The following is a 24386-nucleotide window of genomic DNA, read 5'->3' on the forward strand; positions in this document are numbered from 1 at the left end:
AGCCGTCGTCAGGAGGAGAGCGATGACACACGTGATGCGACAGCGTCTGAAACTCGTGGCCTTGCTGGGGCTGTTGTCCGCCCCGCTGCCCTTGGCGTGGGCCATGCTGAGCGCACAGGTCGGGATTCCCGAGGGGCGGGTGGCAAATGGTGCCCTGTTGCCAAAGGTCAAGCCGCTCACGGACTGGTCGCTCGACTACCTCGTTACAGAGAACGCCACTGACAACGTCACCGAAAACGCCACAGGAAACGCGACTGGCGGCGCTGTTAGCGCGAAGGAGGCCCCCGGCATGCCGCCGCTGGCCGCGCGAGGCGCGGATGAGCAGCGTTTCTGGCTCAGCTGGCCGGAGCCGAACCAGCCGCAGCTGGCCGCGGCGCAGGCCGAGCGCTGGTGGCGCCTACATCGCGCGCTTGGCAAGGAGGCGCCACGCCTGGGCCGCCTGGTGGTGGCTGAAAAGGCCTTTGTGCATCCTCAGGTGCCGGGCGAGCAACGGGCACTCGGGCGCTGGCCAGCGCCCAACGACACCACTTCCGCGCGGCACCAGTTACGCCTGATCGACCCTCACGGACAGGTCGTGGTCGCCTACGGGCCCGAGATTACGCCGCAGGCCGTGATGAAGGATGTACGCCGGCTGCTCAAGCGTAATCCGGTCGGACCTCGATAGGTCGCGCCTCGCCAGGTTGCGCCTCGATAGTTAGCGCCTCGCCAGGTCGCACCTCGCCAGGTCGCGCGTGATCTTCTTTCGCTTCACCAGGGAGATATGCCATGTCTCGCCTCGCCATACAGAAGCGCTATCCACCGCGGGCCTGCGCCGTCTCGCGGGCCTGCGCCGTCTCGCGGGCCTGCGCCGTCTCGCGGGCTCGCCAACGAGGGGCGGCGTTGCTGCCTCGCCCGCCATTTGCGCGCCACGCCACCACGGATGAAGCCTCAGCTGCGCAGGCCTTCTCGATGGCGACGCCTGAGCTGACGCCTGATCTGGTGCATGGCCCTGTCTCACGGCAGGCGGCGAGCCGACGGGTGACGGCACGCCTGTGGCACAGCAGCCAGCGACTGGTCGCCAGCATGTTGGGATTGGTCATTCTGGTGATCGGGCTGGGAGCCTGGACGCGGCTGGTGGACGCCGGTCTGGGGTGCCCCGACTGGCCGGGCTGTTATGGCGCCCTGGTCGTGCCGGATGCCCAGACGGCGAGTCTGCATAGCCCGCATCACCCGCTTGAAGGCTACAAGGCGTGGGCGGAGATGATCCATCGCTATGCGGCGAGTCTGCTCGGGCTTGCGGCCATCGCATTGCTCGCGCTGGGCTGGCGGATACGCCGTCAGGAAGCTCATCAGTCGCAAACCTTCGAGGGTGGCAGCGGCGAGGCAAAGGTGACTGATCACTGGGGCGCGGAGGCGCGCACGCGTTTTCCCCTGGCCGGCTGCTGGCTGTTGTTGGGCATGCTGTTGGTCCAAGGCGCGTTCGGGGCCTTTACCGTGACGCTGAAGCTGTGGCCGCAGGTGGTGACGCTGCATCTGCTGGGCGGCCTGAGCGTGTTGAGCCTGCTGCTGTTGCTGTGGCTATCACTCAGACGGCGGGCGGCGCACCTCAAGGTGACGGCTGAGCAACACAAGGCGGGCGCTGATGCAGCGCACATCCGGCGTCAGCCCTGGCTGGCCACTCTGGCCGCGGCTCTGCTGCTGGGGCAGCTGGCCCTGGGGGGCTGGACCTCGAGCAATTATGCCGGGCTTGCCTGTGAAGGTTTCCCGACCTGCAATGGTGCCGCATGGCCGGCGATGGACTGGGGAGAGGGCTTCCACCTGACCCAGGATGTCGGCCCCAGCTATCTGCATGGGCAGCTGCATGGTGAGGCGCGCACGGCCATCCACATGGCGCACCGTGGCGGGGCCGTGTTGCTGGGGGCGGTGCTGTTGGCGCTGTATTGGCGCCAGCGCCGCCACTTGCCGGCGCGGACGGCGGCGCCTGACAACCCCTGGCGCTGGGCGCTGGGATGTTGGCTGGTGCAGGCAGGCTTGGGGATCGCCAATGTGCTGTGGTGGTTGCCGCTGGATCTGGCGCTGGCGCATACCCTGGGAGCTGTCGCGCTGACGCTGGCGATGGTGTGGGCAATGGATCAGATGCGCCAGGCGGCTCGCCACAAGCGGGCTTCCGTCTCGCAGGCGCTGGCCTGATGAGAAGCAGATGGTGGGCAGCAGTTAGGCGGAAGGTAGGCAAGAAGGTGGGCAAGACGGTAAGCAGAAGAGAGGCGCCCAAGCGCGCGTGTTCGCGCTCACCAGACCGCAAGAGGCCGCTCCTGAGAGCGGCCTCTTGCGGTCTGCGTCGTATCAGCCGTTATCTTGTCAGGCCGCGCTGCCGAAGCGCTCCTGCAGGTAGGCATTGATGGTGTCGGATTCGTACATCCACTCTTCGCGACCATCGTCATGGGTGATCAGCAGGCACGGCACCTTGACGCGACCGCCACCCTGTTCGAGGGCCTGGCGGTGAGTGGCGTTGTGCTGGGTGTCGCGTTGCTCGACGTTCAGGTTCAGCTGATGCATGCGCTTGCGCACCTTGATGCAGAACGGGCAGGTCGAGAACTGATACAACGCCAGCTTGGCCGTCTCGGCATCCACCTCGGCCTGCTGGGCGGGGCTGCGCTCGAGCGCGCTGCCGCGGGTCAGCTTCTCACTGAGCAGCATGAAGGGAGCCAGCACCAGACGCAGGGTGCGGAAGAACAGGCGGATGATGGAGCGCATGGCAGAACCTCATGGGACGTGCGGGTATCGGCGCCAGTGCCGCAGGGCGGGTGGCGAATTCACAATGGGGCCATTCTAGAGCTCAGCGGCCTCGGCGTCTTCCCCATGCGCGTTGCGGATATGCGTCAGCAGGGACTGTCGCAACCAGCGGTGCCCGGGGTCCTGCTCGTGGCTGGCATGCCAGATCAAGCGGTAGCTGAGCGCGGGCAGGCGCATCGGTAGCTCAAGGATCGCCAGCCCGTGCAGCTCGCTGCTGGCCTGGGCAAAGCTTCTGGGGGCGCAGAACACCAGCTCGCTGTGCGCGACGATGCTCAGGGCATCGCGGAAATCCGGCACCAGCACGCTGATGCGGCGTGGTGCGCCGTGCTGCTCCAGCCGCTCATCCAGCGACCAGCGTGAGCGCCCCTCGCAGGTGGCCTGGACATGACTCAAGGCCGCGAATTCACTCAGCGTCATCGGTGTCTGGCGCCGCGTGAGCGGATGATCACGCCGCACTAGAATCACATGGTCGTCGCGCCACAGCAGGCGCGATTGGAAGCCAGCGGGGAGGGCAGGCGGCTCGCCCGGGGTCTCGGCACTGTGATCGTGTCCGGCAAGCCCGATATCCAGCTGGCCCTTTTCCATCAGACTCAGGCAATCGGCCTGCCAGCGGCTGATCTCGAGGCTGCCATGCGGCAGCGCATCGGTCAGTGCGCGCGTGCAGGACGGCATCAGGGTCGCCCAGGCGCTTTCCAGCACCGCCAGTTGAAAGCGCCGCTGGCTGGTGGCGGGGGTGAAGGTGGCAGGGGCGCTCAGATTCTCGAGGCGCGAGAGCAGCTCGGCCAGTTCACCACGCAATGACAGGGCCCGCGCCGTGGGGCGCAGACCGTGGCGTTCGCGAATGAAAAGGGCGTCATCAAACATCACGCGCAGGCGTGCCAGACTCTTGCTGACGGCAGACTGCGAGAGGTGAAGACGGCCCGCCGCGCGCGTCACGCTGCACTCTTCCAGCAGCACCTGCAGCACCTGCAGCAGATTGAGGTCGATGCGCGTGTTGAAGGGCGTGGCCGCTGGCGCTGAGCTCGAAGACGCAGGCAGTGAAGACGCGGCTGGAGACTGGGCGGCAACCGGCCTTGCGGGTGTCTGCGGGGCTGTCGCGCTCATGAGTTTCTCCAGTGGAATATCAGGCCTGAAATAATATCATTTTGCTTCATAAGTCGCAGGCGCTAGGCTCTGCGGATTCTTGATGGCCCCTCTGTCGGGCCGCCCTTGGCTTCTGACTCTCGAGATTATCCATGTCCGTGTCTTCCTCTGCTGCCGCAAGGCCCATGCCCAACGCACGACTATTGCTGTTGCTGCTGGTCGGCTGCGTGATGTTCTCGCCGTTGGCGATCGATATCTATCTGCCCTCACTGCCGGCGATGGCGCGCGAATTCGCCCAGCCCACCGATGTGATGCAGATGACGGTGACGCTGTTTCTGGGCGCTGTGGGTGTCGGGCAGATTCTGGTCGGCCCGTTGACGGACCTCTACGGACGGCGTCCGGCGCTGTTGGGTGGCGCGACGGTCTACCTCGTCGGCGCGATGGTCGCCGTGCTGGCACAGGACATCAGCATGCTGTATCTCGGGCGTATCCTGCAGGGGCTGGGGGCATGTGCCACGGTGACGGTGGCCTTCGCGGCCGTGCGTGACTGCTACACGCCTGAGCAGGGCGCCAGGATGTACAGCTATCTGAATGGTGCGCTGTGCATCATCCCGGCGCTGGCGCCGGTGCTGGGCGGCCTGCTGGCGGTGCAGTTCGGCTGGCGCTCCAACTTCCTGTTCATGGCCGCCTTCGCGCTGTGCGTCGGCCTGATGGCGTGGAAGAGCTTTGGCGAGACGCGTCCGGCCACAACGGTCGTGGAGCGTCCGCTGTACAACTGGGCGCGCTACCGCCCCGTGTTGACCAGCTGGCGCTTCCTGTATCAGGCGCTGGTCGCGATGGCCGCGATGAGCGCCATCCTGCTGTATGTGTCGTCGTCCTCCGAGCTGCTGGTCGAGCGCCTCGGTCACTCCGAGCTGGTCTTCAGTGCCCTGTTCGGCGGCAATGCCGTGATCAATATCATCACCTTCTTCTTCGCACCGCGCGTGATCACGCGCCTCGGCCGTCAGCCCACCGTGCGCCTGGGGCTGGCGATCATCCTGCTCTCCGGCCTGATGCAGGGCGCGGCCTTCGCCTGGCTGCCACTGTCGGCCGCTGCCTTCATGGTGCCGGTGGCAGTGCTGTCGGTCGGCTTCTCGCTGGCGCTCGGCGCGGCGTCAAGCCTGGCGCTGGAGGCCTTCGCTGAGCGTGCCGGCACCGCAGCGGCGCTGCTCGGCAGCATCCAGCTCGGCGGCTCGGCAGTGGTGGCGACGGCGCTGCTCAATACGCCGCTCGCCCCTCAGCAGGGGCTGCTGCTGATCAGCGTGGTGATGGTGCTGCCGTTGCTGCTGTTGGGCGCGCGACGTCAGCCGGGCGTCTAGTCGGTAGGACTGGCCGGTGCGACTGGCCGGGCATGGAGGATTCGCTGGCTGACAACCGCGGCGGGCCGCGGGGCAGAGATGGTTCATTGAAGGCCCCCGACCAGAGTATGCTTGTCGCTCGATCCGCATGTCGCCAAGGAGGCACCATGGAATCAGCGGCGCGTGTGCGCGTGATACTCAACGGGGACAAGGCTCAGCAGCCGGAGCTGCGTGAGGCCATCTTCGCTCAGCGTGAGCGTATGGCAGGGCTTGAAGTGCGGTTGACCTTCGAGGGAGATGACGTCGCGAGGCTTGTGAGCGAGGCGGTCGATGAAGGCGTCACGCGGCTGGTCGTTGGCGGCGGTGACGGCACCCTCAATCTGATCGCCAATGCATTGATGCAGCATCCACCCGCGAAGCGTCCGGAAGTCGCGATCCTGCCGTTGGGCACCGCCAATGACCTGGCGACCTCGCTCGGCATCCCCGAGCCGGTGACGGAATCGCTGGCGCTGGCCTGTGAAGGCGCGGCGCGGGCCGTGGATGTGGTGCAGCTGGATGATGCCTACTTCCTCAACATGGCCTCGGCAGGTTTCGGCGCCGAGGTGACGCGCTCGACGCCCGGTGGCCTCAAGAAACTGTTCGGTGGCGGGGCCTATTCGCTGATGGGTGTGCTCAAGGCGTGGGACTTCCGCCCCTATCGTGGCAGCGTGACCCTCAACGGGGTGGAGGAGGAGCTGGCGTTGTTCGTGCTGGCGATCGGCAATGGTCGTCAGGCGGGCGGCGGTCAGGAGCTGGCACCTCGGGCGCTGCTCGATGATGGCTGCTTCGATGTGCTGGTGATCCGTGACTTCCCCATCGCGCGGGTGGGTGAGGTGATCGAGGAGCTGGAGTCGCTCCCCGACAACGGCCATTTCGTGCGGTATGTGCGCACTGACTCGCTGCACTATCGGGGTGAGGCGCTGCCGGTGAATCTCGATGGCGAGAGCTATCTGATCGAGAACAGCGAATTCCAGCTGATTCCCGGCGCTATGCGTCTGGTCGCCCCGCAGGACGCCGCCCTGCTGACACCCTCATGAGCCCGAAGATGGGCCATTGAGCGCTGGCTGAGCCATGAGGGCTGGCTGGTACACGAGCGCAGTCTGAGGTTTACTCAGGCTGCGCTCGTTGCGTTGGTGGCAGCGTATTCTTCCAATCTCTCGGCCGCTCAGGGCGGGAGTCAGGACCTCAGGGAGTGATTGCATGGTCGGTTTGGCGGCGTGGCATATCTGGGTCATCCTCGCGTTGATTCTGGCGGGGCTTGAGCTGCTGGGCGCGCAGTTCGTGCTGCTGGCACTGGGTGTCAGTGCCCTCGGGGGCGCTCTGGCGGCGGGGCTGGGGGCGGGGCTAAACCTCCAGTTGATCAGCGTCGCGATCACGGCCCTGGTGCTGGTGCCGCTGTTCGTGCGCAAGATCCATCCCTATCTGTTGCCCAAGACGCCCTACGGCACCCTTGGCAGCGGCGCGGAGACCGGGCAGCTGGCCAAGGTGATCATCGGCAACGGCGGCAAACCTGCCGTGCGCGTGTCAGGCAATGAGTATCCGCTACGCTGGGAGGGGGAGACGCCGCCGGCAGCAGGGGACACGGTCAGGATCGTCAGCGTCGAAGGCATCACCGTCTGTGTCGAGCCTGTCTCGAAGGAGTCGGTCTCGAAGTAGTCTGTCTCGAAGGAAACTGCACAAAGACGCCATGAGATCGCGGCTCGACAGCGCGGTCGTGGTGGCAGCGGGTCAGGCGTGATCGGATATCTCACAAGGGCTTGCGGATACGGCCCAGTTCAAGGGAGTTGAGCAATATGATTATCAGTCCGGGACTCATCATCATTCTTTTCATACTGGCGCTGGTGGTAATCCTGCTGGCCAAGGGATTGATGATCGTCCAGCAGTCAGAAGCCGTCGTCATCGAACGCCTCGGCAGCTACAGCCGCACACTGGAATCCGGCGTGAATCTGGTAATTCCGTTCATCGACAAGCCGCGTTCCATCACCATTCGCCGTTATCGTGAGGTCAAGGGCGACAACCTGCCCTTGGTGGTGGAGGAGACGCGCATCGATCGCCGCGAGACGGTGATGGACTTCCCCGGCCAGAGCGTGGTGACGACGGATAACGTCACCGTGACTGTCAATGGCGCGCTCTACTTCCAGATCGTCGATCCCAAGCGCGCCGTCTATGAAGTCGAGAACTTCACCCAGGCCGTCGAGGTTCTGGCCAAGACCAGCCTGCGCTCCGAGATCGGTCGCATGGAGCTCGACAAGCTCTTCGAGAGCCGCAAGGAGGTCAACGACGCCTTGCAGATCACCATGGATGAAGTCGGTGACAAGTGGGGCGTCAAGGTGACGCGCGTCGAGATCCAGGACATCAGCATGCCCGAGGAAGTCGAGGACGCCATGCGGCTGCAGATGGCGGCCGAGCGCAAGCGTCGCGCCACGGTGACCGAGGCCAATGGCCAGCGCGAAGCTGCCATCGCGACCGCCGAGGGCGAGAAGCAGTCTTCGGTACTGCGCGCCGAGGGTGACAAGCAGGCCGCGATTCTGCGCGCCGAAGGTGAGCGTCAGGCCATCTATCAGCTGCGCGATGCCATCGGTGCGGAAGACCCGCAGCTGGTGGTCGGCTACATGCTGGGGCAGAAATATCTGCAGGTGCTGCCGGACATGGCGCGCGAAGGTGATCGCGTCTTCATCCCCTACGAGGCCTCTGCCTTGCTGGGTGCCATGGGCAGTTTCCGCGAGCTTGCCACTGAAGTCGGCGAGCCCACCAATGCCAGCAATGAAGGGCTGCGACGCGCCCGTCAGATGATGACCGGCGAAGCGGGCCTGGGCTGAGTGTATTGTGCCGAGCAGTGAGTGGCAGTAGGCTGCCGCTCCACTGAATATTCACCGCATCTGGAGCAAGACGATGACAGCAATGACTACCGATCATGAGCGCTTCCTGCAGGCCGCCATTGAAGAGGCGGAAAAGGGCTATGCGGCTGGCGGCGTGCCGATCGGCTCGGTACTCGTCCATGATGGCAAGATCATCGGTCGTGGCCACAATCAGCGCCAGCAGAAGGGCAGCACGGTGTTGCATGGTGAAATGGATGCACTGGAAAACGCCGGTCGCCTGCCGGCCAGCGTCTATCGTGAATCCGTGCTCTATACCACGCTGTCACCGTGCCCGATGTGCAGCGGTGCCATCCAGCTCTACGGTATCCCGCATGTCGTGGTCGGTGAGAACCACACCTTCATGGGCGCGGAAGACCACCTGCGTGGCCTGGGCGTCAAGGTCGATGTGGTCGACAACGCGCGCTGCCGCGAGCTGATGGCGACCTTCATTCGCGAGCAGTCGGACGTCTGGAACGAAGATATCGGTGAGTGATCGCGGCGCGATTTTTGGTGGTAGCTGATGGAAAATGGTGTTCGTTAACACTATTCTGCTGTGAAAAGGGCGAAATGCTTGAAAAGCTGTCGGTCTGGCACCATGTCTTGGGTATCAGGCGCCAAGCCACGCTTTCGCTTGCATGACTACACGACCTTTGTTGCAATGCCACTTGCAGGAAACAGGGGCTGGCAACTCCCCACCTATCATGGAGAAGACGATGAAACTCAAGCAATGGATGATTCCCGCACTGGCCGCTGGCCTGTCTCTGGCCATCGCTGGTTGCGATAACGGCGATACTGACAAAGCTGCCCAGAACGCCGAGACCTCTGCCGAGCAGAGCGCCGAACAGGCTGAACAGAGCGCCGATCAAGCGACTGACGCCGCTGCCGAGAAGATGGACCAGGCAGCTGATGAAGCGGCCGCAGAGATAGATGACGCTGCTGACAAGGCCGACAACATGGCTGACGACGCTGCCGAATCCGCCGATGCCATGGGCGATGAAGCTGCCGCCGAGAGCGAAAGCGCCCTCGACGCGACCAAGAACGCTGCTTCCGAGACCTATGAGTCCGCCAAGGAAGGTGTCAACGACGCTGCTGACGCCACTGCCGATGCTGCCAAGAACGCCTATGACTCCACCAAGGAGCAGGCTGCCGAGCTGACCGACTCCGCTGAGCAGTCTGGCGACAACGCTGCTGCCGAAGCGAACGAGAAGATCAACGCTGCGCAGCAGGATGCCAACGAGTCCATCGACGAAGCGCAGCAGTAATCACTGGCCAGCGAATGCTGGCGTGATGCCTGTCGCAAGCCGTGTCACTGGCTGAGTGTGAGTGACATGGCCGCCGATACAAGAACGCCGCGCCCCTTTGGGTCGCGGCGTTCTTGTTGATGGCGACTCTTCGATAAGCGTGAGTCAGGCCAAGGCCTGGCCACAAAAAAGCCCGCCGGAAGGCGGGCTTTTCCATGACTGTCTTGCTGCCATCATCAGAGCGCCAGTGAGGGCGGCCTGACCAGGCTGATCGAGAAGATCAGGCCGGCTTGATGTTTGCGGCCTGAAGGCCTTTCTTGCCCTGGGTGACGTCGAAGGAAACCTTCTGACCGTCTTGCAGGGACTTGAAGCCTTCTGCCTGAATTTCAGAGAAGTGCGCGAACAGGTCGTCGCCGCCGTCGTCCGGAGAAATGAAGCCGAAACCTTTGGTGTCGTTAAACCACTTGACTGTGCCAGTTGCCATGATTCTTTCCTTGCTTACGAGATGATGTTGGTGGTCTGCCCATCAGACCAGAGTGCGTTGGTGCGGCTAGGGGGAATTCCACCAGAGAGACGCGTTGCGTCCAGCGACGACATCCTTTCCTGCTTGACCTACGCATGCAGCCTGGGCTGCACGTGCTCGCTTCCATTCGAACAGAAAGTTGTCGTATTGGCGACTCCTTCCGGCTCAAGTAGGATGCTCACACAGAGCCAACATAGATGGAAATGCCATGAAGGTCCAGAACGTAGATTACCGCTCGGCCGATGCAGCCGAAAAATTTGTCGAATCCCTGCGCACGACGGGCTTCGGTGTCATCCGCAATCACCCGATCTCTCATGAATTGGTCGAGAAGATCTACGCCGAATGGGCCGAATTCTTCTCCAGCGCCGACAAGCTTGACTGGCGCTTTGACCCCAAGACCCAGGATGGACTGTTCCCGGCAGATGTCTCCGAGACCGCCAAGGGCCATACGGCGCGTGATCTCAAGGAGTATTACCACATCTATCCGTGGGGCAAGATTCCGGACAGCCTGCGCGAGAATGCCATGGAGTATTACCGCCAGGCCGAAGCCTTTGCAGCAGAGCTTCTGAGCTGGGTCGAGGCCCATTCACCTGCCGAAGTGGCCGAGCTCTACCGTGAACCGCTCTCCAACATGATCAAGGACAGCGGTCAGACGCTGCTGCGCGTGCTTCACTACCCGCCGATGACCGGCAGTGAAGAGCCGGGCGCCGTCCGTGCCGCGGCGCATGAAGACATCAATCTGCTGACCGTGCTGCCGGCAGCCAACGAGCCGGGCCTGCAGGTGATGGACGTCAATGGCGAGTGGATGGACGTGCCCTGTGATCCGGGTCAGCTGGTCATCAATGTTGGCGACATGCTCCAGGAGACCAGTGGTGGCTACTTCCCGTCGACCACGCACCGCGTGATCAACCCGACCGGCGAGGGCTCCAGCCAGTCACGCCTGTCGCTGCCGCTGTTCCTGCATCCGCGCCCCGAAGTGGTACTGTCTGACAAGCACACGGCGGACTCCTACCTCAAGGAACGTCTGCGCGAGCTGGGCGTCATCTAGCGCCGGCTGCGGCTTGGCTTTCATTCCCGGCCTGGCTTTCGCTCCCGGGAGCGATGAAAAGATACCTGCTGATCCGACGCCATCCGCGCCAGTGCGCGGGTGGCGTTGTCGTTTCCGGGCGTGGCCTCTGGCGGCAGAAGGCTTGATTCATCGGCGCCAAGACCGCATTGACAGTATTCGCAATCATGATCTGCCGCATCGCGGCTAAGGCTTCACTGATGACCACATCGCCTGTTGTACAGGACACGCATTCCAAGACCATGGGCTATCTGCTGTGGATCTTCGGTTTCCTCGGCGCGCACCGTTTCTACTATGGCAAGCCGGTCACCGGCACCATCTGGCTGTTCACCTTCGGGTTGCTGGGCATCGGCTGGTTGATCGACCTGTTCCTGATTCCGGCGATGGACCGCGAGGCGGACTTCCGTTTTCGTGAAGGCCCGATCAATTACTCGCTGAGCTGGATTCTGCTCACCTTCCTGGGCGTGTTCGGCATCCATCGCATGTACATGGGCAAGTGGCTGACCGGCTTGCTCTACCTGTGCACCGGTGGGCTGTTCTTCATCGGCGTGCTGTATGACTTCTGGACACTCAATGACCAGATATCGCTGCGCCATGCCGAGCAGTCGCCGGCCACCCAGCGCTAGAGATCACGCCTGCGTTGCATCCAGCGGGACGGAAGTGACGTAGCAGGAAAGGCAGTGTCGAGATTTCGCATGTTCTAATGTGCTGGGGCTCGGATGTTTTCATCAACATGACGACAAGGAAGTGAACATGATCTGGTTGAAAGCCTTCATCGCCGCCTTTCTGGCGACTCTGATCTTCCATCAGGGCCTCTTCGGGCTCTTCTATCTGGCCGATATCCTGCCCAAGGCGCCCTACAACATGACGCCTACCGGGCCGCTGGGCGTTCCATCAGTGCTCTCGCTGGCCTTCTGGGGCGGGCTGTGGGGGCTACCGCTGTGGGCATTGGTGCGTCGCAGGACGGGCGTCAGCCACTGGCTGATCAGCCTCGTCTTCGGTGCAGTCGGCCCGACGGCCGTGGCCATGCTGGTCGTCTTTCCGCTCAAGGGGATCGAGGTCGCGCCGCTGATGGTGGTCGGTGGCCTGATCCTGAATGGCGCCTGGGGTGTCGGCACCAGCCTGTTGATGCGTGTGCTGGGCGCCCGACCGAGTCCTGCAGCCCCGACGACAGCATGATGGCATCGATTCCGTGGACCATGGTGGCGCTCGCCTGGGCTGCCGGGTTGTGCATCCCGCTGGGTGGCGTGATCGCCCAGCTGGAGCGCAGTCACGAGAGTCACGTCAAGCGCAGCTGGCTGGCGGGGATCACCGCGCTCGGCGGCGGTATTCTGTTGGCCGCCGTGTCATTGGTGCTGGTGCCGCATGCCATGCAGGCGCTGTCCATCGCGGCGCTGTTGGGGCTGTTTCTGCTGGGCGCGCTGATCTTCATGCAACTGGACCGCTGGCTGGCGCGCGGTGGCGGCGCCAAGGGCCAGTTGCTGGCGATGCTGATGGACTTCATCCCCGAGGCGATCGCGCTGGGCGCACTGGCCTCTGCCTCTCCCGCCGCGGCGATGCTGCTGGCACTGTTCATTGCGGTGCAGAACCTGCCGGAAGGCTTCAATGCCTATCGTGAGCTGGAAGGGGCCGGGCTGACGGCGCGTCAGGGGCTCGGGGCCTTCGTGCTGCTGTCTCTGCTGGGCCCGCTGGCGGCATTGGCCGGCCATCTGTGGCTTGCGGATGTGCCGGGCGTGCTGGGCGGACTGATGGCCTTCGCCGCCGGCGGCATTCTCTACCTCGTCTTCCAAGACATTGCGCCCCAGTCGCGGGTGGCGCATCACTGGTCACCGCCGTTGGGCGCCTCGCTGGGGTTCATGATCGGCATGCTGGGCGATCGCCTGGTCGGCTGACGATTAACCGTGGCGGGGCGGCACCAGCTGACTCGCCACGGCTCGAGACCTTCACACCCTCTGTCATCTTCCCGATAGGGAGCTCGCATGAGCAAGCACGCCAATGAAGGCAACCTCACGGGGTTGCTGGAAGAGCTGGACCGCGAGATCGAAGGGGATATCTCGCTGGGCGACATTCTGGAGCACTTCAACTCCCGGGGCTTCGGCCCCTTGCTGGTATTGCCTGCCTTGCTGGTACTGCTGCCGACCGGAGCGATCCCCGGGGTACCGACGACCTGTGCGCTGTTCATCGTGCTGATCGCGGGTCAACTGTTGCTGGGGCGCAAGATGCCGTGGTTGCCACGCCGGCTGGCGCGCTTCAGTTTCGAGCATCAACGCCTGACCCATGGCGTCGAGCGGGCAAGGCCCTGGACGCGACGCCTTGATCGTCTGCTCAAGCCACGCCTGAGCTTCATGACGCGAGGCATTGCCTATCGCGGTATCGCAGCGCTGACCATCCTGCTGGCCACGGCCATGGTGCCGCTGGAGTTGGTGCCCTTCGCCGCGGCCTTGCCGGCAGCGACCTTGCTGCTGCTGGGACTGGGGCTGATCGGGGAGGATGGCCTGGTCATCCTGCTGGCCTTGCTGGTGCTGCTGCTGGATATCGCCACGGGGTTCTGGTTGGTAGGTTGAAGGCTGCGTTGGTCGCTCAACAGCGACGCAGCGTATTTTAGGAGTTGAGGCTCGTATCCTTGATGACGCGAGATGGCTTCTGCATGCCATCAGCTGCGGGCTCATGAGAGCGCCTGCGCCGTTGTGTAGCAACGCAGTAAGACAAAAGACTGAAGTGCACCATTCAGAGGCAAACCAGGCTGTCATCTTGATGGGGATGGCTTTGCAGGCTGGCCGTGCTCGCCTAGACTGGTCGCCTGTTCAGTGCCATGGGGGCACGAATTCGGCTACTGAAGCGGGTCTGTCGCAAGGACGTTCGTCATGTTTGATTTCATCCAGTTCGATGCTGCCTTCTGGTCCTTCGTGGTGGCCATCACCTTGCTGACGGTCACGCCCGGGGTCGACACCCTGTTGGTGATTCGCAATACCTCGCGCGGTGGCCTGCGTGACGGCGTGCTCACCAGTCTCGCGATCTGTGCCGGCCTCTTCGTGCACGCGCTGGTGTCGTCGGCGGGCATCTCGCTGATCCTGTTGCAGTCGGCATGGGCGTTCTCGGCCCTCAAGCTGGTCGGGGCGGGCTATCTGATCTGGCTGGGCATCAAGAGTCTCAAGAGTGCGCGGCGCGCGCGCGGGCTGAATGTCGACGTCAGCGTGACACGGCAGCAGGTATCGTGCTGGCTGCCGCTGCGTGAGGGCTTCCTGTCCAATGTGCTCAATCCCAAGACGGTGGTGTTCTACATGGCCTTTCTGCCGCAGTTCATCGCGCCGACCGACCCGGCCGTGCTCAAGTCATTGTGGCTGGCGGGTGTCCACTTCGTGATCGCCAATCTCTGGCAGATCAGCGTGGCGCTGATGGTCGGTGGTGCAGGGCGCTGGCTGGCAAGGCCGCGGGTCGCCTGCTGGATGGAAGGCATCACCGGGTCCGTCATGGTGCTGCTGGGGGCACGGCTGGCGCTAGGCCGCTAGGGATGAGCGGCCACTGCCAACATCGCAACGGAGCGCATGGGATGACGGTTCGTATCCTTGATGACACATGGATCCTGTGACATTGACACTGGCGGCCTTTCTCAAGGTCGTCACGCACCTGGAGGCTCGGGATATCAGTGATGTCTACGATTCCCGCGTACAGCAGGTACGGGTGCTTTACTACGGTTACACCATCGACTTCCGCCACCAGCTGTGGCGCATCGATGATGAATCGGTCTGTGCACATCTGGAAAAGACCGGTACCGCCGTCGAGCAGCGCGAGTGCTCGCGCATGGCCAGCCGACTGTTCGTCGAGACCTGTCATGCCTTGCAGCGCCGGGGACGGGCGGCACATATCGACACCCGCACCATGTATTGCAAGGCCGCAGCGACCTTCAAGCCCCGGCGCGACCCCTATGCGGGCATGACGCCGGCAGAGCGCAAGGCGCGCAAGGCGCTGGAAGCGGCGCATCGAGAAGCCGAGCAGGCCTGCAACCGCTACGTGCTGGATGCCCTGTCCTCGAATTCTCTGGAGATCCTGCGTCTGCGGCAACGCTACTGCGACAAGAGCAATCGATTGGCAGCACGGCTCGAACAACAATGATGCCCGGGCCGGTGCTCATGCCTGCCCGAGCCAACGACAGCAGCGGTACAGTGCTGCATTCATGACATGAAGACCGGCCCATCAAGGCTGGCATTGGCAGGGAACGCAATCGGATGAGTCTTTCACATACCCTTCGTCGCCGTCTGGGCGGGTTGAGTGCCGTGGTGCTGGTGGTCGCCGGGATAGCGGCCTGGCTGTACGCCGTCGATGAGGGGCGCTGGGTCGGTCGCGTGACCACGCGCCCCGAAACGCTGAATCTCGAGTCGGTGGAGCAGGGCAATCTGCCGGTCAATCAGTTCGTCTCGTTGCGCAATCACTGGGCGGTCTATCGCGAGCACACCGAGACCTTCCGCCTCGATGCCAATGCAGACGGGGGGCGCCGCATCGAGACGCTCTATTATCCGGTCATCTCTGACATGAATCCCTATCTGCTGGAGCTGGCCGGTCTGTCACGCGCCTTCGGGGGCATCGATGGCATTCCCTCGGAAGAATGGCCGCGCATCGAGCGCATGGGCGTGCTGGTGCGAACCGACTCCGTGCAGAGCCTGGAAAACGTGCCGCCGCTGATCGAGTTCCCCGATGGCCTGTTCGGCACCGTATTGCACGCCGAGACGGACCTGCCGGGCGATGAGCGCTCCCTTCTGGCCGAGCGCTGGCCCGATATCGATCTGTCGCGTGTGATCATCATCAATGCCGGCCACCGCCCCGGTAATGTCTGGGCGATGATCGTCTATGGCGTGCTGGGGACGCTCTGCTGGGCACTGGCGGTCTGGCTGATGGTGCGACTGATGCGTACACCGCGCGTCACGCGCTCCCAGCCTCTGGCCTATTCCGGCCGAGCGGCATCGGAGCCGGTGGTGTCGCAGGCATACCCGGGCAGCGAGTCTGAGGGCGAGGGGGCGTCTCAGCCCTATGCGCCTCGCTCCCATGCGGTATCTCAGTCCTATGCGGAATCTCAGGCCCATGACGACGCACCACAGCCCCAGGGCGCTCCCGGCAAGCGCCAGGGCTGGCGTGGCAAGGGCAAGGGAGGCGATGAAGGGCGACCTCTGAGCTATGCCGAGGCGCTGGGACGGTATACCCCTCAGCAGAAGCCGCCGTTCGGCAATGGCGTGGCTGCCTCGCGACCGGGCGAAGCCAAGGGCGAGAGCCAGTCCGGGGTCTCGCCCGCCATTCGTCCACGTCGCGATGACTGACTGAACGAATGACTGAAAGAATGGCTGAAGGGCGCAATGAGCTCTGATGCCATGGGCCATGACGCCATGCGCCCTGATGCCATGGAAACGAAAACGCCAGCCCCAAGGGGCTGGCGTTTTCGTTGCTGGATGCTGCTCGGCTCAGCGGCGATCCACCAGGGCGGTGGTGTAGCGCTGGCTGACTTCGCGGTCGCTGACCACCTTGACGCCCTCGCTGGTGCCCTTGGCCAGGCTTTCGAAGATCACGCGGTAGGCCAGCACGGCCTTGACGTATTCGCGGGTCTCCTTGAAGGGGATACGCTCGACGAAGCGGTCGTATTCGCCCGGGGTGTCGGCGAGCCAACGATCGACGCGCCCCGGCCCGGCGTTGTAGGCCGCGGCGGCGGCCAGGCGGTTGCCGGAGTAGCGGTCCAGCATCTCGCGGATATAGGTGCTGCCAAGACGGATATTGGTGACCGGATCACCCAGCGCTGCGTTGCTGGGCGTGGGCAGGCCCAGGCCGCGACTGACCTGAGCGGCGGTGCCCGGCATCAGCTGCATCAGGCCGCGTGCGCCCACCGGCGAGGTGGCGGTGGGGTTGAAGGCGCTCTCGCGACGCGCGAGTGCCATCAGCATCCACGGGTCGACGCCGGCATCGGCACCGAAGCGCTGGAAGTCCTGCTGCCAGGCCGGCGGGAAGCGCCAGGAAAGTCCATCCCACAGCTGGCCGCGGATGGTGGCGAAAACGGTCAGGTCATACCATTTCTGCTGCAGTGCATAGGCTGCGAGACGGCGTGCATCGGCGTCATCCGCCTGGGTGACGGCGTTGAACCACTCGGAGCGAGCCAGACCGATCTCGTCGATGTCCATCAGCGCCCTGACACGCTTGACGGCCGGTGTCTCGGCGACCTCGGCCAGCTCCGCGTCGGAGAAGTCCTGGTCATCGCGGTTGAGCGAATACGCCTGCCCGATACGGTCGGCGGCCAGGAAACCGTAGAAGTTGCGCTCGGTCGCGGCGCGCGTCCAGGCGGCGCGTGCTTCCTGCGGGCGACCCAGGCTGTCATCGGCACGCCCCAGCCAATACTGGTAGCGGGCTTCATTGCGGAAGCGGTCCGGCATCTTCAACACCCATTCACGCACCTGCGGCCAGTCGCCATCGCGCACCGCGTTGCGCATGCGCAGATCGAACAGCTCCTCGTCATCGAGGATGGTCAGGCGCTGATCGACCCAGCCGCGGTTGTTGGGGATGTCGCGCACCAATGAATACCAGGCCAGGTCGCGTTCGACGGTGTGGCGTTGTTCATCACTCATCGGCATGTGCGGATTCACCTTGCGCCAGGCTTCCAGCGCGGCCTCGGTGTCGGCACGCACGAAGCCATGCATGGCGGCGACGCTCAAGGCGGCGAAGGCATGGCCGCCGTGGCCGAGGTTGGTCGGCAGGCGCGTGATGGCGGCAAAGTTGCCCTCCAGCTGTTCGCGTGCCGCGATGGCCCGCTGCCAGCTGCTGGGCAGCTGGCGCTCGAGATAGCTGACCATGCCACCCTGGCCGGCAGCCCAGGCGAGCATGGCGCGCTCCCAGATGGCTTGATCATCGATCACGCCACGCTCGCGCAACGCCGAGAACAGCGGGTCACAGGCCGAGTCCTGCGAGCCGGACACATGCCAGAGCTTCAGGCCGCCTTGCGATGCGCTCGCGACATCATTGCTCAGCTGCGCCGTGTAGTAATAGCACTGGCGCTGCGCGCCGGCCGGCACGCCATCGCTGACTTCCAGCAGGGCATCATGACGGCCGGTACGCCCGTAGGCGGAGATCGCCTGGCCTCGCATCCACTCGGCCAACGGCGAGTCCGCATGACGCTCGATGAAGGACAGCACTTCCGCGGCGGTGGCGTACGGCAGGCGGGCCTTGAGCTGGTGATACTCGATGTAGCCCTCCAGCACGTGGCCATTGACGGCGACCTGCTGAATCTCGTCAAAACGCTTGGCGCGCGCATCATCGAAGGCGGCGCGGAAGCTCTGGTCACTGGGAGTGGCGGCCTGCAGGGGCAGGCTCAGTCCCAACAGCAGGCCTAGGCCGGTGAGGTGCCGCAGCGCCGCGAAGCGACGGCTGCCACGGGATCGGAGTGTTTGCTTGCCTGGTGTCACCTGGGACTCCTGCGACTGTCGGTAAAGGGGGCGTGGACTGGCTGCGACCTTGTGGTGGCGGTTCAGTGCCCCGATGTTGAACAAGTGCCCCGATATTGGCTATCCGGGGTTGCCGATTCAGTAACGATAGTGGCTATCGTGGCAGTGGACGGCGCTGAATAACAGCACCATCTGATACTGATAGTGAATTATCCAAGTGTGAAATCGCGGCTGTGCTGCCGCGAAGATGGCAAGCTCAGCGAATGAAATTTGTGCTACCCGTGAGGAGTCCACTATGGGCAAGGCATTATGGTTGACGCGATTGTTTGGCCGCCGACATGTGCTGGGCAAGGCAGGCGCCGCCTTGCGCACCATGGGGCCCTTGCTGCGCGACGTGGTGAGCGGACGTTATCGCCCGGTACCGTGGAAGGCGCTGGGGTTGGCGGCCGGCGCCTTCATCTATCTGGTCTCGCCGCTGGATCTGATCCCGGATCTGCTGGTGGGGCTGGGGATTCTCGATGATCTGGTGATCGTGACCTGGTTGCTCGGCAAGCTCGATGATGCGCTGGCCGACTATCGCCTGTGGCGTGGCGAGATTCCCGAACCTGATCCCTCCGAGCCGCCGAGTCCCTGAAGGCGTGCAGCGTGGAAACACCATTCCTCTACCAGCCCTGACGGCTGGCACTGGCCATTGGCCGCATGGCAGGGACGCCGCGACCCTGCCATGCTCGTGACACGCTATCAAACACCAGTTTGAATGGCGCGCCGTCAGTGTTTGGTCTGCCGTTTTATCACAGGGCGGCCCACCGTTTGTTCACAAACGAGACGCGCCGCTGTGGCAACGCCCTGAACAACGCCTTTCAAGGAAATTCTGCATGCTGATCTATGCCTGCCTGCTGTTTGCGGCACTGATGCTGGTGCTGACCAAGGTGCCGGTCGCCTGGGCGCAACAGCGAACCGGACGCTACGACAACCACGATCCGCGCGCACAGCAGCGTGAACTGACGGGCTTCGGGGCCCGCGCGCTCGCCGCGCACCAGAACACCATCGAAGCCTTTCCGCTGTTTGCCGCCGGGGTGCTGGTCAGCGTGATTACCGCGCCGGGCGCGCCCATCGCGACCACGCTGGCGGTGATCTTCGTGCTGGTACGTCTGGGCTATTGGGGCTGCTATCTGGCCAACATCGCCCCGTTGCGCTCCCTTTTGTGGGGCGCCGGCTATCTGGTCTCCCTCACGTTGATGGCGATGCCGCTGTGGATGTGATGCCTGCAGTGCCGCAGAGCCTGCTGGGGCTGGCCGTCAATCCCGCTGACGTGCCGGCTGCGGGTGGCGTATTGGATGACGCCAGCTGGGCGCGGGCGCTGACCGGATTCCTGAGCTTCATTCCGCACACGGCGCGCTTGAACGTCAGGGTCGAGGAGGTCGCCGCGCCGGCCATTCGCATGCAGCTGCCGTGGCAACCGGCCTTGATCGGCGATCCGCACCGTAGGCTGGTGCATGGTGGTGTGCTGACCATGTTTGCCGATACGCTGTGCGGCAGTGCCGTGCTCACGGGGCTGTCGGCACCGGAAGTCTGCCCGACGCTGGATCTGCGCCTCGATCACTACCGACCCGGTGTCGAGGGCCTGGCGTTGGTGGGCGAGGCGCGCGTGCTGCGGGTCACGGAATCGATGGTGTTTACCGAGGCGCAGATCTGGCAGCAGCCGGGCAAGATCCTGTGTCGCGCGATCGGCAACTTCGTCAGGCTCGGCGAGCGCAATACGCCCAGCGGCTTTGCCGAGGCGCTGCTGGCGGCGGCCAATGCTCAAGCCCCCGCGAATCCTTCCACGGTCGAGTCGGAACCGCTGGGGCAGGCAGCACAGCCAGCAGGCGAGAAAACCGAGGCGCAGGCGCCGCACAATGCCCAGGACCCGCGCGGCCTGCTCAGTGCGCGACGTTTCGTCGAAGGACAGCGCACTCACGCCGACCTGGCGGCGCTGCTGGCGAGTCTGCCCTACGCGCAGGCGATCGGGCTTGGGCTGTGCGCCATTGACGGGCAGCAGGCGGGCGCGGCCAGTGATATCGAGCTGCATCCTGAGCAGGCGCTGAGCTATTCCATGGCGGCGATGCCCGACAATGTCGGCAACCCGATGCTGCCGGCGGTGCATGGCGGCGTGCTGGCCGCGGCAATGGAAACCGCTGCGACGCTCGAGGTGCTCAGGCGGCATGGGCGCGGCGGGCGTGAAGCGCGCCTGCCCAAGCTGATCGATTTCTCCATCGACTATCTGGCCACGGCGCGCGGCGATCAGGTGACGCGCATCGACTGTGAAGTGATGCGTGAAGGTCGCCGCATGACCAATGTGCGCGTCAGCGCCTGGCAGAAATCCCGCGAGCAACCGGTCGCCAGCGCGCGCATGCACTTCGTGCTGGAATCACTCGCCTCCCCGTGATGGCAGGTGATGCCTGCTCCGCAGGCATCACACTCGAAAGCGCCTCCCTGATGGCTATCTCTCCGTTGGCTTCCTTCGTTGGCTCCTTTCGTTGGCTCCTTTCGCTACTACCCCAGGAAGCCGCTTGGGGGTTTCCGTGGCACATGCCTGGCGCGCATGGCGCAATCATCTGTCGCTAGTGCCTTGAAATCCCTCACCCTTGCCCCATATCTGATCCACGAGTGCTTCCTTCGATCTGCCGCCCAAGAAAGGCAGGCGTCGGCGAGCCGGTTCCATTGTTGCGGGGGCGCTCTGGCCACCGCGAATCTTCTTTTCAGGCATCCACGACATAGAGGTCCTTTTCGATGACGACCGCCACTCACACCGAAACGCATGGCTTCCAGACAGAAGTGAAGCAGCTGCTTCACCTCATGATCCACTCGCTGTATTCCAACCGCGAGATCTTCCTGCGCGAGCTGGTCTCCAACGCGGCGGATGCCTGCGACAAGCTGCGCTACCAGGCGCTGGACAACGATGCCCTCTACGGCAACGACAGCGAACTGCGCATCGAGATCGAGCACGATGCCGAGGCGAAGACTATCACCCTGCGTGACAACGGCATCGGCATGAGCCGTGACGATGTGGTCGCCAACCTGGGCACCATCGCACGCTCCGGCACCGCCGAGTTCATGAAGAACCTGTCGGGTGACCAGCAGAAGGATTCGCGTCTGATCGGTCAGTTCGGGGTCGGCTTCTACTCCGGCTTCATCGTCGCCGACGAGATCACCGTGCGCACCCGTCGCGCCGACCTGGGCGCTGACCAGGGTGTCGAGTGGACCTCGCGTGGCGAAGGCGAGTTCAGCGTCGCAGACATCGAGCGCGCCGAGCGCGGTACCGAGATCGTGCTGCACCTCAAGGACGATGCCATCGAGTTCGCTGACGATTATCGTCTGCGCAACCTGGTCACCAAGTACTCCGACCATATCGAACTGCCGGTGCGCATGAAGCGCGTCGAGAAGGACGAGGAAGGCAACGAGCAGGTCCACTGGGAAACCGCCAACTCCGCCACCGCGCTGTGGGTGCGCTCCAAGTCCGAGGTCAGCGACGAGGAGTACAAGAACTTCTACAAGCACGTCTCGCATGACTTCTCCGACCCGCTCAGCTGGAGCCACAACAAGGTCGAGGGCAAGCTCGAGTACACCAGCCTGCTGTTCGTGCCGGGCCGTGCGCCGTTCGACCTCTACCAGCGTGACGCCGCGCGTGGCCTGAAGCTCTACGTGCAGCGCGTCTTCATCATGGACGACGCCGAGCAGTTCCTGCCGCTGTACCTGCGCTTCATCAAGGGCGTGCTGGACACCAACGACCTGTCGCTGAACGTCTCGCGCGAACTGCTGCAGCAGGACCCGCAGGTCGACAAGCTCAAGTCCGCGCTGACCAAGCGTGGCCTGGACATGCTCAAGAAGCTGGCCAAGGATCCCGAGCAGTACCAGACCTTCTGGAACCAGTTCGGCTCCGTGCTCAAGGAAGGCGCGGCGGAAGACTTCGCCAACCGCGAGAAGATCGCCGAGCTGCTGCGCTTCTCCACCACCGAGACCGACAGCGCGACCCAGGACCAGTCTCTGGCCCAGTACGTCGAGCGCATGAAGGAAGGCCAGAGCAAGATCTACTATCTGGTCGCCGACAGCTTCAATGCCGCCAAGTCCAGCCCGCACCTCGAGATCTTCCGCAAGAAGGGCATCGAAGTCCTGCTGCTGACCGACCGCATCGACGAGTGGCTGATGAGCCACCTCACCGAGTTCGACGGCAAGTCCTTCGCGGATGTCGCCAAGGGCGATCTCGATCTCGGCGATGTCGAGAACGAAGAAGAGAAGAAGGCCCAGGAAGAGACCGCCAAGGCCAAGGAAGATCTGGTCAAGCGCGTCCAGGAAGCGCTGGCCGAGAACGTTCAGGAAGTGCGCATCACGCACCGTCTGACCGATTCCCCGGCCTGCGTGGTGCTGCCGGAGCACGAGATGGGCTACCAGATGCGCAAGATGATGGAAGCCGCTGGCCAGCCGTTGCCGGAAGTGAAGCCGATTCTCGAGCTGAACCCGGAGCACGCTCTGGTCACGCGTCTGGAAGGCGGTGAAGGCGATTACTTCACCGATCTGGCACACGTGCTGCTCGATCAGGCCATCATCGCCGAAGGCGGTGCGCTGGAGGATCCGGCCGCTTACGTGCGCCGCCTGAACAGCATGCTCAGCGCCTGAGACGGCGGAACGATCGAGTCACTGGCTTGATCAAGCATGTCCGCAACGACGCCCTCGCAGCCTATGCTGCGGGGGCGTTTTGCGTTGGGTGTGTCGTCAGCGATAGCGTCCAGTGCGAGGTGCAAGGTGTGCAGGGCAGGAAGGCGGCAGGGTAGGAAGGTAAGAAGGGGAAAGGGAAAAAGAAAAAGGGGAGGAAGCGTAGAGAGCACTGAGAGCGCGCCGCGTCAGTGGCGCGAAAGGCGGGCATCGCCTGGCGGTCTGTCGGTGACAAACGACAGGGCTTGCCGTGTCTTTCCTCGCTTGGCCGGCCGCGCCATCTTCTCGCCCACGCGTTTTTAGGGTTTCATGCAGCCTCATGAGATACGCTGATGGTATCTCGCGTCTTGCTACTGCATCCCTCTCGATGAGCGCAGCACATGACTTACCTATCTTTCTCTGCGGATTGGCTGACTGGCGGAGTGCGTGGCCTGCCACGCCTGTCTGCGTGGACGTGGGCGAGGGCCTGGTCGTGGCGCCTGAGCCCTGTCCGTCTGGGCGCTGTCCGTCTGGGCTCTGTTCGTCTGGGCTCTGTTCGTCTGGTCAGCGCCGCCTTGCTGCTGATGATGGGGCTGGGCTCGATGGCGCAGGCGGCGCGGCTGGATGATGAGCTGCTGGCCCGTGACAAGACCCATCAGATGCCGGACCTGCGACCCTATCCCGCGGGTAACAAGCGCAAGGTCGCATTCTTCGAGCTGATGATCCCGCTGGTGGTGGCCGAGAACCAGCGCATCGCCGAGCAGCGCGACTGGTTGCTGGCGATGCGCAAGCGCGCCGGGGACGGAGGGCGTGACTACAGCGAGCGCGAGCAGGAGCGTCTCAACGGCCTGTGTGATCAGGCCAATCTGCCCTGTGACGTCACGCGCGAGGACATCGGCGTCAGCTGGACGCGCCTGCTGCTGCGCATCGATACCCTGCCGCTGGACATGGTGCTGGTGCAGGCCATCGAGGAGTCGGGCTGGGGGACGTCGGGCCATGCCCGTGAGGGCAACAATCTGTTCGGCATGCGCTGCTTCTCGCGCGGCTGCGGTATCGGGCCGCCGGGGCGTGAATATCGGCGTTTCGAGAGTCTGGAGGCGGGTATCGCCGCCTATTTCGACAACCTCAATTCCCAGCGCAGCTATGCCGAGCTACGTGAGCTGCGCGGGCGTCTGCGCAACGCGGGCCAGCCGGTGCGCGCCGAAGACCTCATCCCGACGTTGAGTGCCTACTCGACGCGGGGCAACGCCTACTTCACCACGCTCTATGATCTGTTGCGCTGGAATCGTGGCCTGATGCGTACCGTGCGTGAACGCCTCGCGGCCAATGGCGCCCTGTCCTAGTCATGATCGCGTAGCGAAGGTCTTGCCCCCCGCGCTGACAG

At 64.0% G+C, this 24386-nt stretch carries 25 protein-coding genes; 21 read left to right on the forward strand and 4 right to left on the reverse strand.

Translation table 11 applies throughout. The features are described from left to right. The first annotated feature begins 22 nt into the window (after positions 1 to 22). Positions 23 to 664 carry a hypothetical protein gene (locus tag QD280_RS00570; protein WP_279837973.1) on the forward strand — a complete coding sequence of 214 codons (642 nt, stop codon included), beginning with the start codon at positions 23 to 25 and terminating at the stop codon, positions 662 to 664. A gap of 398 nt (positions 665 to 1062) precedes the next feature. Next, positions 1063 to 2169 (forward strand): COX15/CtaA family protein, encoded by a 1107-nt coding sequence (locus QD280_RS00575; RefSeq protein ID WP_347881950.1) that lies wholly within the window; start codon positions 1063 to 1065, stop codon positions 2167 to 2169. 168 nt (positions 2170 to 2337) lie between these two features. On the opposite strand, the gene QD280_RS00580 is transcribed toward QD280_RS00575, so the two are convergent. After that, the gene (locus tag QD280_RS00580; RefSeq protein WP_043337063.1) at positions 2338 to 2733 is read right to left on the reverse strand and encodes a glutathione S-transferase N-terminal domain-containing protein; all 396 of its coding nucleotides are present in this window, start codon (positions 2731 to 2733) and stop codon (positions 2338 to 2340) included. Positions 2734 to 2808: 75 nt separating this feature from the next. Then, complete coding sequence (locus QD280_RS00585; protein WP_279837975.1) at positions 2809 to 3876, reverse strand: LysR family transcriptional regulator; 1068 nt, start codon at positions 3874 to 3876, stop codon at positions 2809 to 2811. 131 nt (positions 3877 to 4007) lie between these two features. Between QD280_RS00585 and QD280_RS00590 the strand changes: the two genes are divergently transcribed. The 6 genes from QD280_RS00590 (at position 4008) to QD280_RS00615 (ending at position 9351) form a co-directional block, all read left to right on the forward strand. Continuing rightward, positions 4008 to 5213 (forward strand): multidrug effflux MFS transporter, encoded by a 1206-nt coding sequence (locus QD280_RS00590; RefSeq protein WP_225347735.1) that lies wholly within the window; start codon positions 4008 to 4010, stop codon positions 5211 to 5213. Positions 5214 to 5359: 146 nt separating this feature from the next. After that, positions 5360 to 6268, forward strand: a complete 909-nt coding sequence (gene yegS, locus QD280_RS00595) for a lipid kinase YegS (RefSeq protein ID WP_279837976.1) — start codon at positions 5360 to 5362, stop codon at positions 6266 to 6268. A 163-nt stretch (positions 6269 to 6431) separates the two neighbouring features. After that, positions 6432 to 6887, forward strand: coding sequence for an NfeD family protein (locus QD280_RS00600; RefSeq protein ID WP_279837977.1), 456 nt, complete (start codon positions 6432 to 6434; stop codon positions 6885 to 6887). Positions 6888 to 7024: 137 nt separating this feature from the next. Beyond that, positions 7025 to 8050: an SPFH domain-containing protein gene (locus tag QD280_RS00605; protein ID WP_043337056.1), complete on the forward strand. Its 1026-nt coding sequence runs from the start codon at positions 7025 to 7027 to the stop codon at positions 8048 to 8050. An 82-nt stretch (positions 8051 to 8132) separates the two neighbouring features. Continuing rightward, positions 8133 to 8582, forward strand: coding sequence for a nucleoside deaminase (locus QD280_RS00610; protein WP_279838380.1), 450 nt, complete (start codon positions 8133 to 8135; stop codon positions 8580 to 8582). Positions 8583 to 8802: 220 nt separating this feature from the next. Continuing rightward, entirely contained in the window at positions 8803 to 9351 is a 549-nt protein-coding gene (locus tag QD280_RS00615) for a hypothetical protein (protein WP_279837978.1), read from the forward strand. Between the two features lie 259 nt (positions 9352 to 9610). Here the strand turns inward: QD280_RS00615 and QD280_RS00620 are convergent, their stop codons facing one another. Then, positions 9611 to 9814 (reverse strand): cold-shock protein, encoded by a 204-nt coding sequence (locus tag QD280_RS00620; RefSeq protein ID WP_031382854.1) that lies wholly within the window; start codon positions 9812 to 9814, stop codon positions 9611 to 9613. Between the two features lie 247 nt (positions 9815 to 10061). On the opposite strand from QD280_RS00620, the gene QD280_RS00625 reads away from it, so the two are divergent. The 8 genes from QD280_RS00625 to QD280_RS00660 all read left to right on the forward strand — a co-directional run bounded on the left by QD280_RS00625 (position 10062) and on the right by QD280_RS00660 (position 16228). Then, a complete protein-coding gene (locus QD280_RS00625) occupies positions 10062 to 10901 on the forward strand; it encodes a 2OG-Fe(II) oxygenase family protein (RefSeq protein ID WP_043335503.1) in 840 nt (279 codons plus the stop codon). A 218-nt stretch (positions 10902 to 11119) separates the two neighbouring features. After that, the gene (locus tag QD280_RS00630; RefSeq protein ID WP_166019341.1) at positions 11120 to 11545 is read left to right on the forward strand and encodes a TM2 domain-containing protein; all 426 of its coding nucleotides are present in this window, start codon (positions 11120 to 11122) and stop codon (positions 11543 to 11545) included. 127 nt (positions 11546 to 11672) lie between these two features. Further along, positions 11673 to 12098: a hypothetical protein gene (locus QD280_RS00635; RefSeq protein ID WP_054554953.1), complete on the forward strand. Its 426-nt coding sequence runs from the start codon at positions 11673 to 11675 to the stop codon at positions 12096 to 12098. Further along, on the forward strand, positions 12098 to 12811 hold the full coding sequence (locus QD280_RS00640) for a divalent cation transporter (protein ID WP_279837980.1): 714 nt from the start codon (positions 12098 to 12100) through the stop codon (positions 12809 to 12811). Before QD280_RS00635 ends, QD280_RS00640 begins: the two co-directional genes overlap by 1 nt. A gap of 87 nt (positions 12812 to 12898) precedes the next feature. Further along, positions 12899 to 13483 (forward strand): exopolysaccharide biosynthesis protein, encoded by a 585-nt coding sequence (locus QD280_RS00645; RefSeq protein WP_043335511.1) that lies wholly within the window; start codon positions 12899 to 12901, stop codon positions 13481 to 13483. A gap of 300 nt (positions 13484 to 13783) precedes the next feature. After that, complete coding sequence (locus QD280_RS00650) at positions 13784 to 14428, forward strand: LysE family translocator (RefSeq protein ID WP_043335514.1); 645 nt, start codon at positions 13784 to 13786, stop codon at positions 14426 to 14428. 67 nt (positions 14429 to 14495) lie between these two features. Further along, positions 14496 to 15032, forward strand: coding sequence for a hypothetical protein (locus QD280_RS00655; protein WP_043335517.1), 537 nt, complete (start codon positions 14496 to 14498; stop codon positions 15030 to 15032). A gap of 113 nt (positions 15033 to 15145) precedes the next feature. Continuing rightward, positions 15146 to 16228 (forward strand): hypothetical protein, encoded by a 1083-nt coding sequence (locus tag QD280_RS00660; RefSeq protein ID WP_279837982.1) that lies wholly within the window; start codon positions 15146 to 15148, stop codon positions 16226 to 16228. Between the two features lie 141 nt (positions 16229 to 16369). Here QD280_RS00660 and QD280_RS00665 read toward each other — a convergent pair whose 3' ends face one another. Then, positions 16370 to 18352, reverse strand: coding sequence for a transglycosylase SLT domain-containing protein (locus tag QD280_RS00665; protein WP_279837983.1), 1983 nt, complete (start codon positions 18350 to 18352; stop codon positions 16370 to 16372). Positions 18353 to 18626: 274 nt separating this feature from the next. On the opposite strand from QD280_RS00665, the gene QD280_RS00670 reads away from it, so the two are divergent. From QD280_RS00670 to QD280_RS00690, 5 genes are all read left to right on the forward strand, one after another. Beyond that, complete coding sequence (locus tag QD280_RS00670) at positions 18627 to 18965, forward strand: DUF1232 domain-containing protein (RefSeq protein ID WP_279837984.1); 339 nt, start codon at positions 18627 to 18629, stop codon at positions 18963 to 18965. 241 nt (positions 18966 to 19206) lie between these two features. Further along, positions 19207 to 19593, forward strand: a complete 387-nt coding sequence (locus QD280_RS00675; protein ID WP_153635312.1) for an MAPEG family protein — start codon at positions 19207 to 19209, stop codon at positions 19591 to 19593. Next, positions 19593 to 20759 carry a PaaI family thioesterase gene (locus QD280_RS00680; protein WP_279837985.1) on the forward strand — a complete coding sequence of 389 codons (1167 nt, stop codon included), beginning with the start codon at positions 19593 to 19595 and terminating at the stop codon, positions 20757 to 20759. The genes QD280_RS00675 and QD280_RS00680 overlap by 1 nt, the downstream gene beginning before the upstream one ends. 344 nt (positions 20760 to 21103) lie before the next feature. Next, entirely contained in the window at positions 21104 to 22987 is a 1884-nt protein-coding gene (gene htpG, locus QD280_RS00685) for a molecular chaperone HtpG (RefSeq protein WP_279837986.1), read from the forward strand. Positions 22988 to 23403: 416 nt separating this feature from the next. After that, positions 23404 to 24345: a glucosaminidase domain-containing protein gene (locus QD280_RS00690; RefSeq protein WP_279837987.1), complete on the forward strand. Its 942-nt coding sequence runs from the start codon at positions 23404 to 23406 to the stop codon at positions 24343 to 24345. Positions 24346 to 24386 lie beyond the last annotated feature (41 nt).

This window comes from Cobetia sp. 1AS1 (assembly GCF_029846435.1).
Lineage (GTDB): Bacteria > Pseudomonadota > Gammaproteobacteria > Pseudomonadales > Halomonadaceae > Cobetia > Cobetia amphilecti.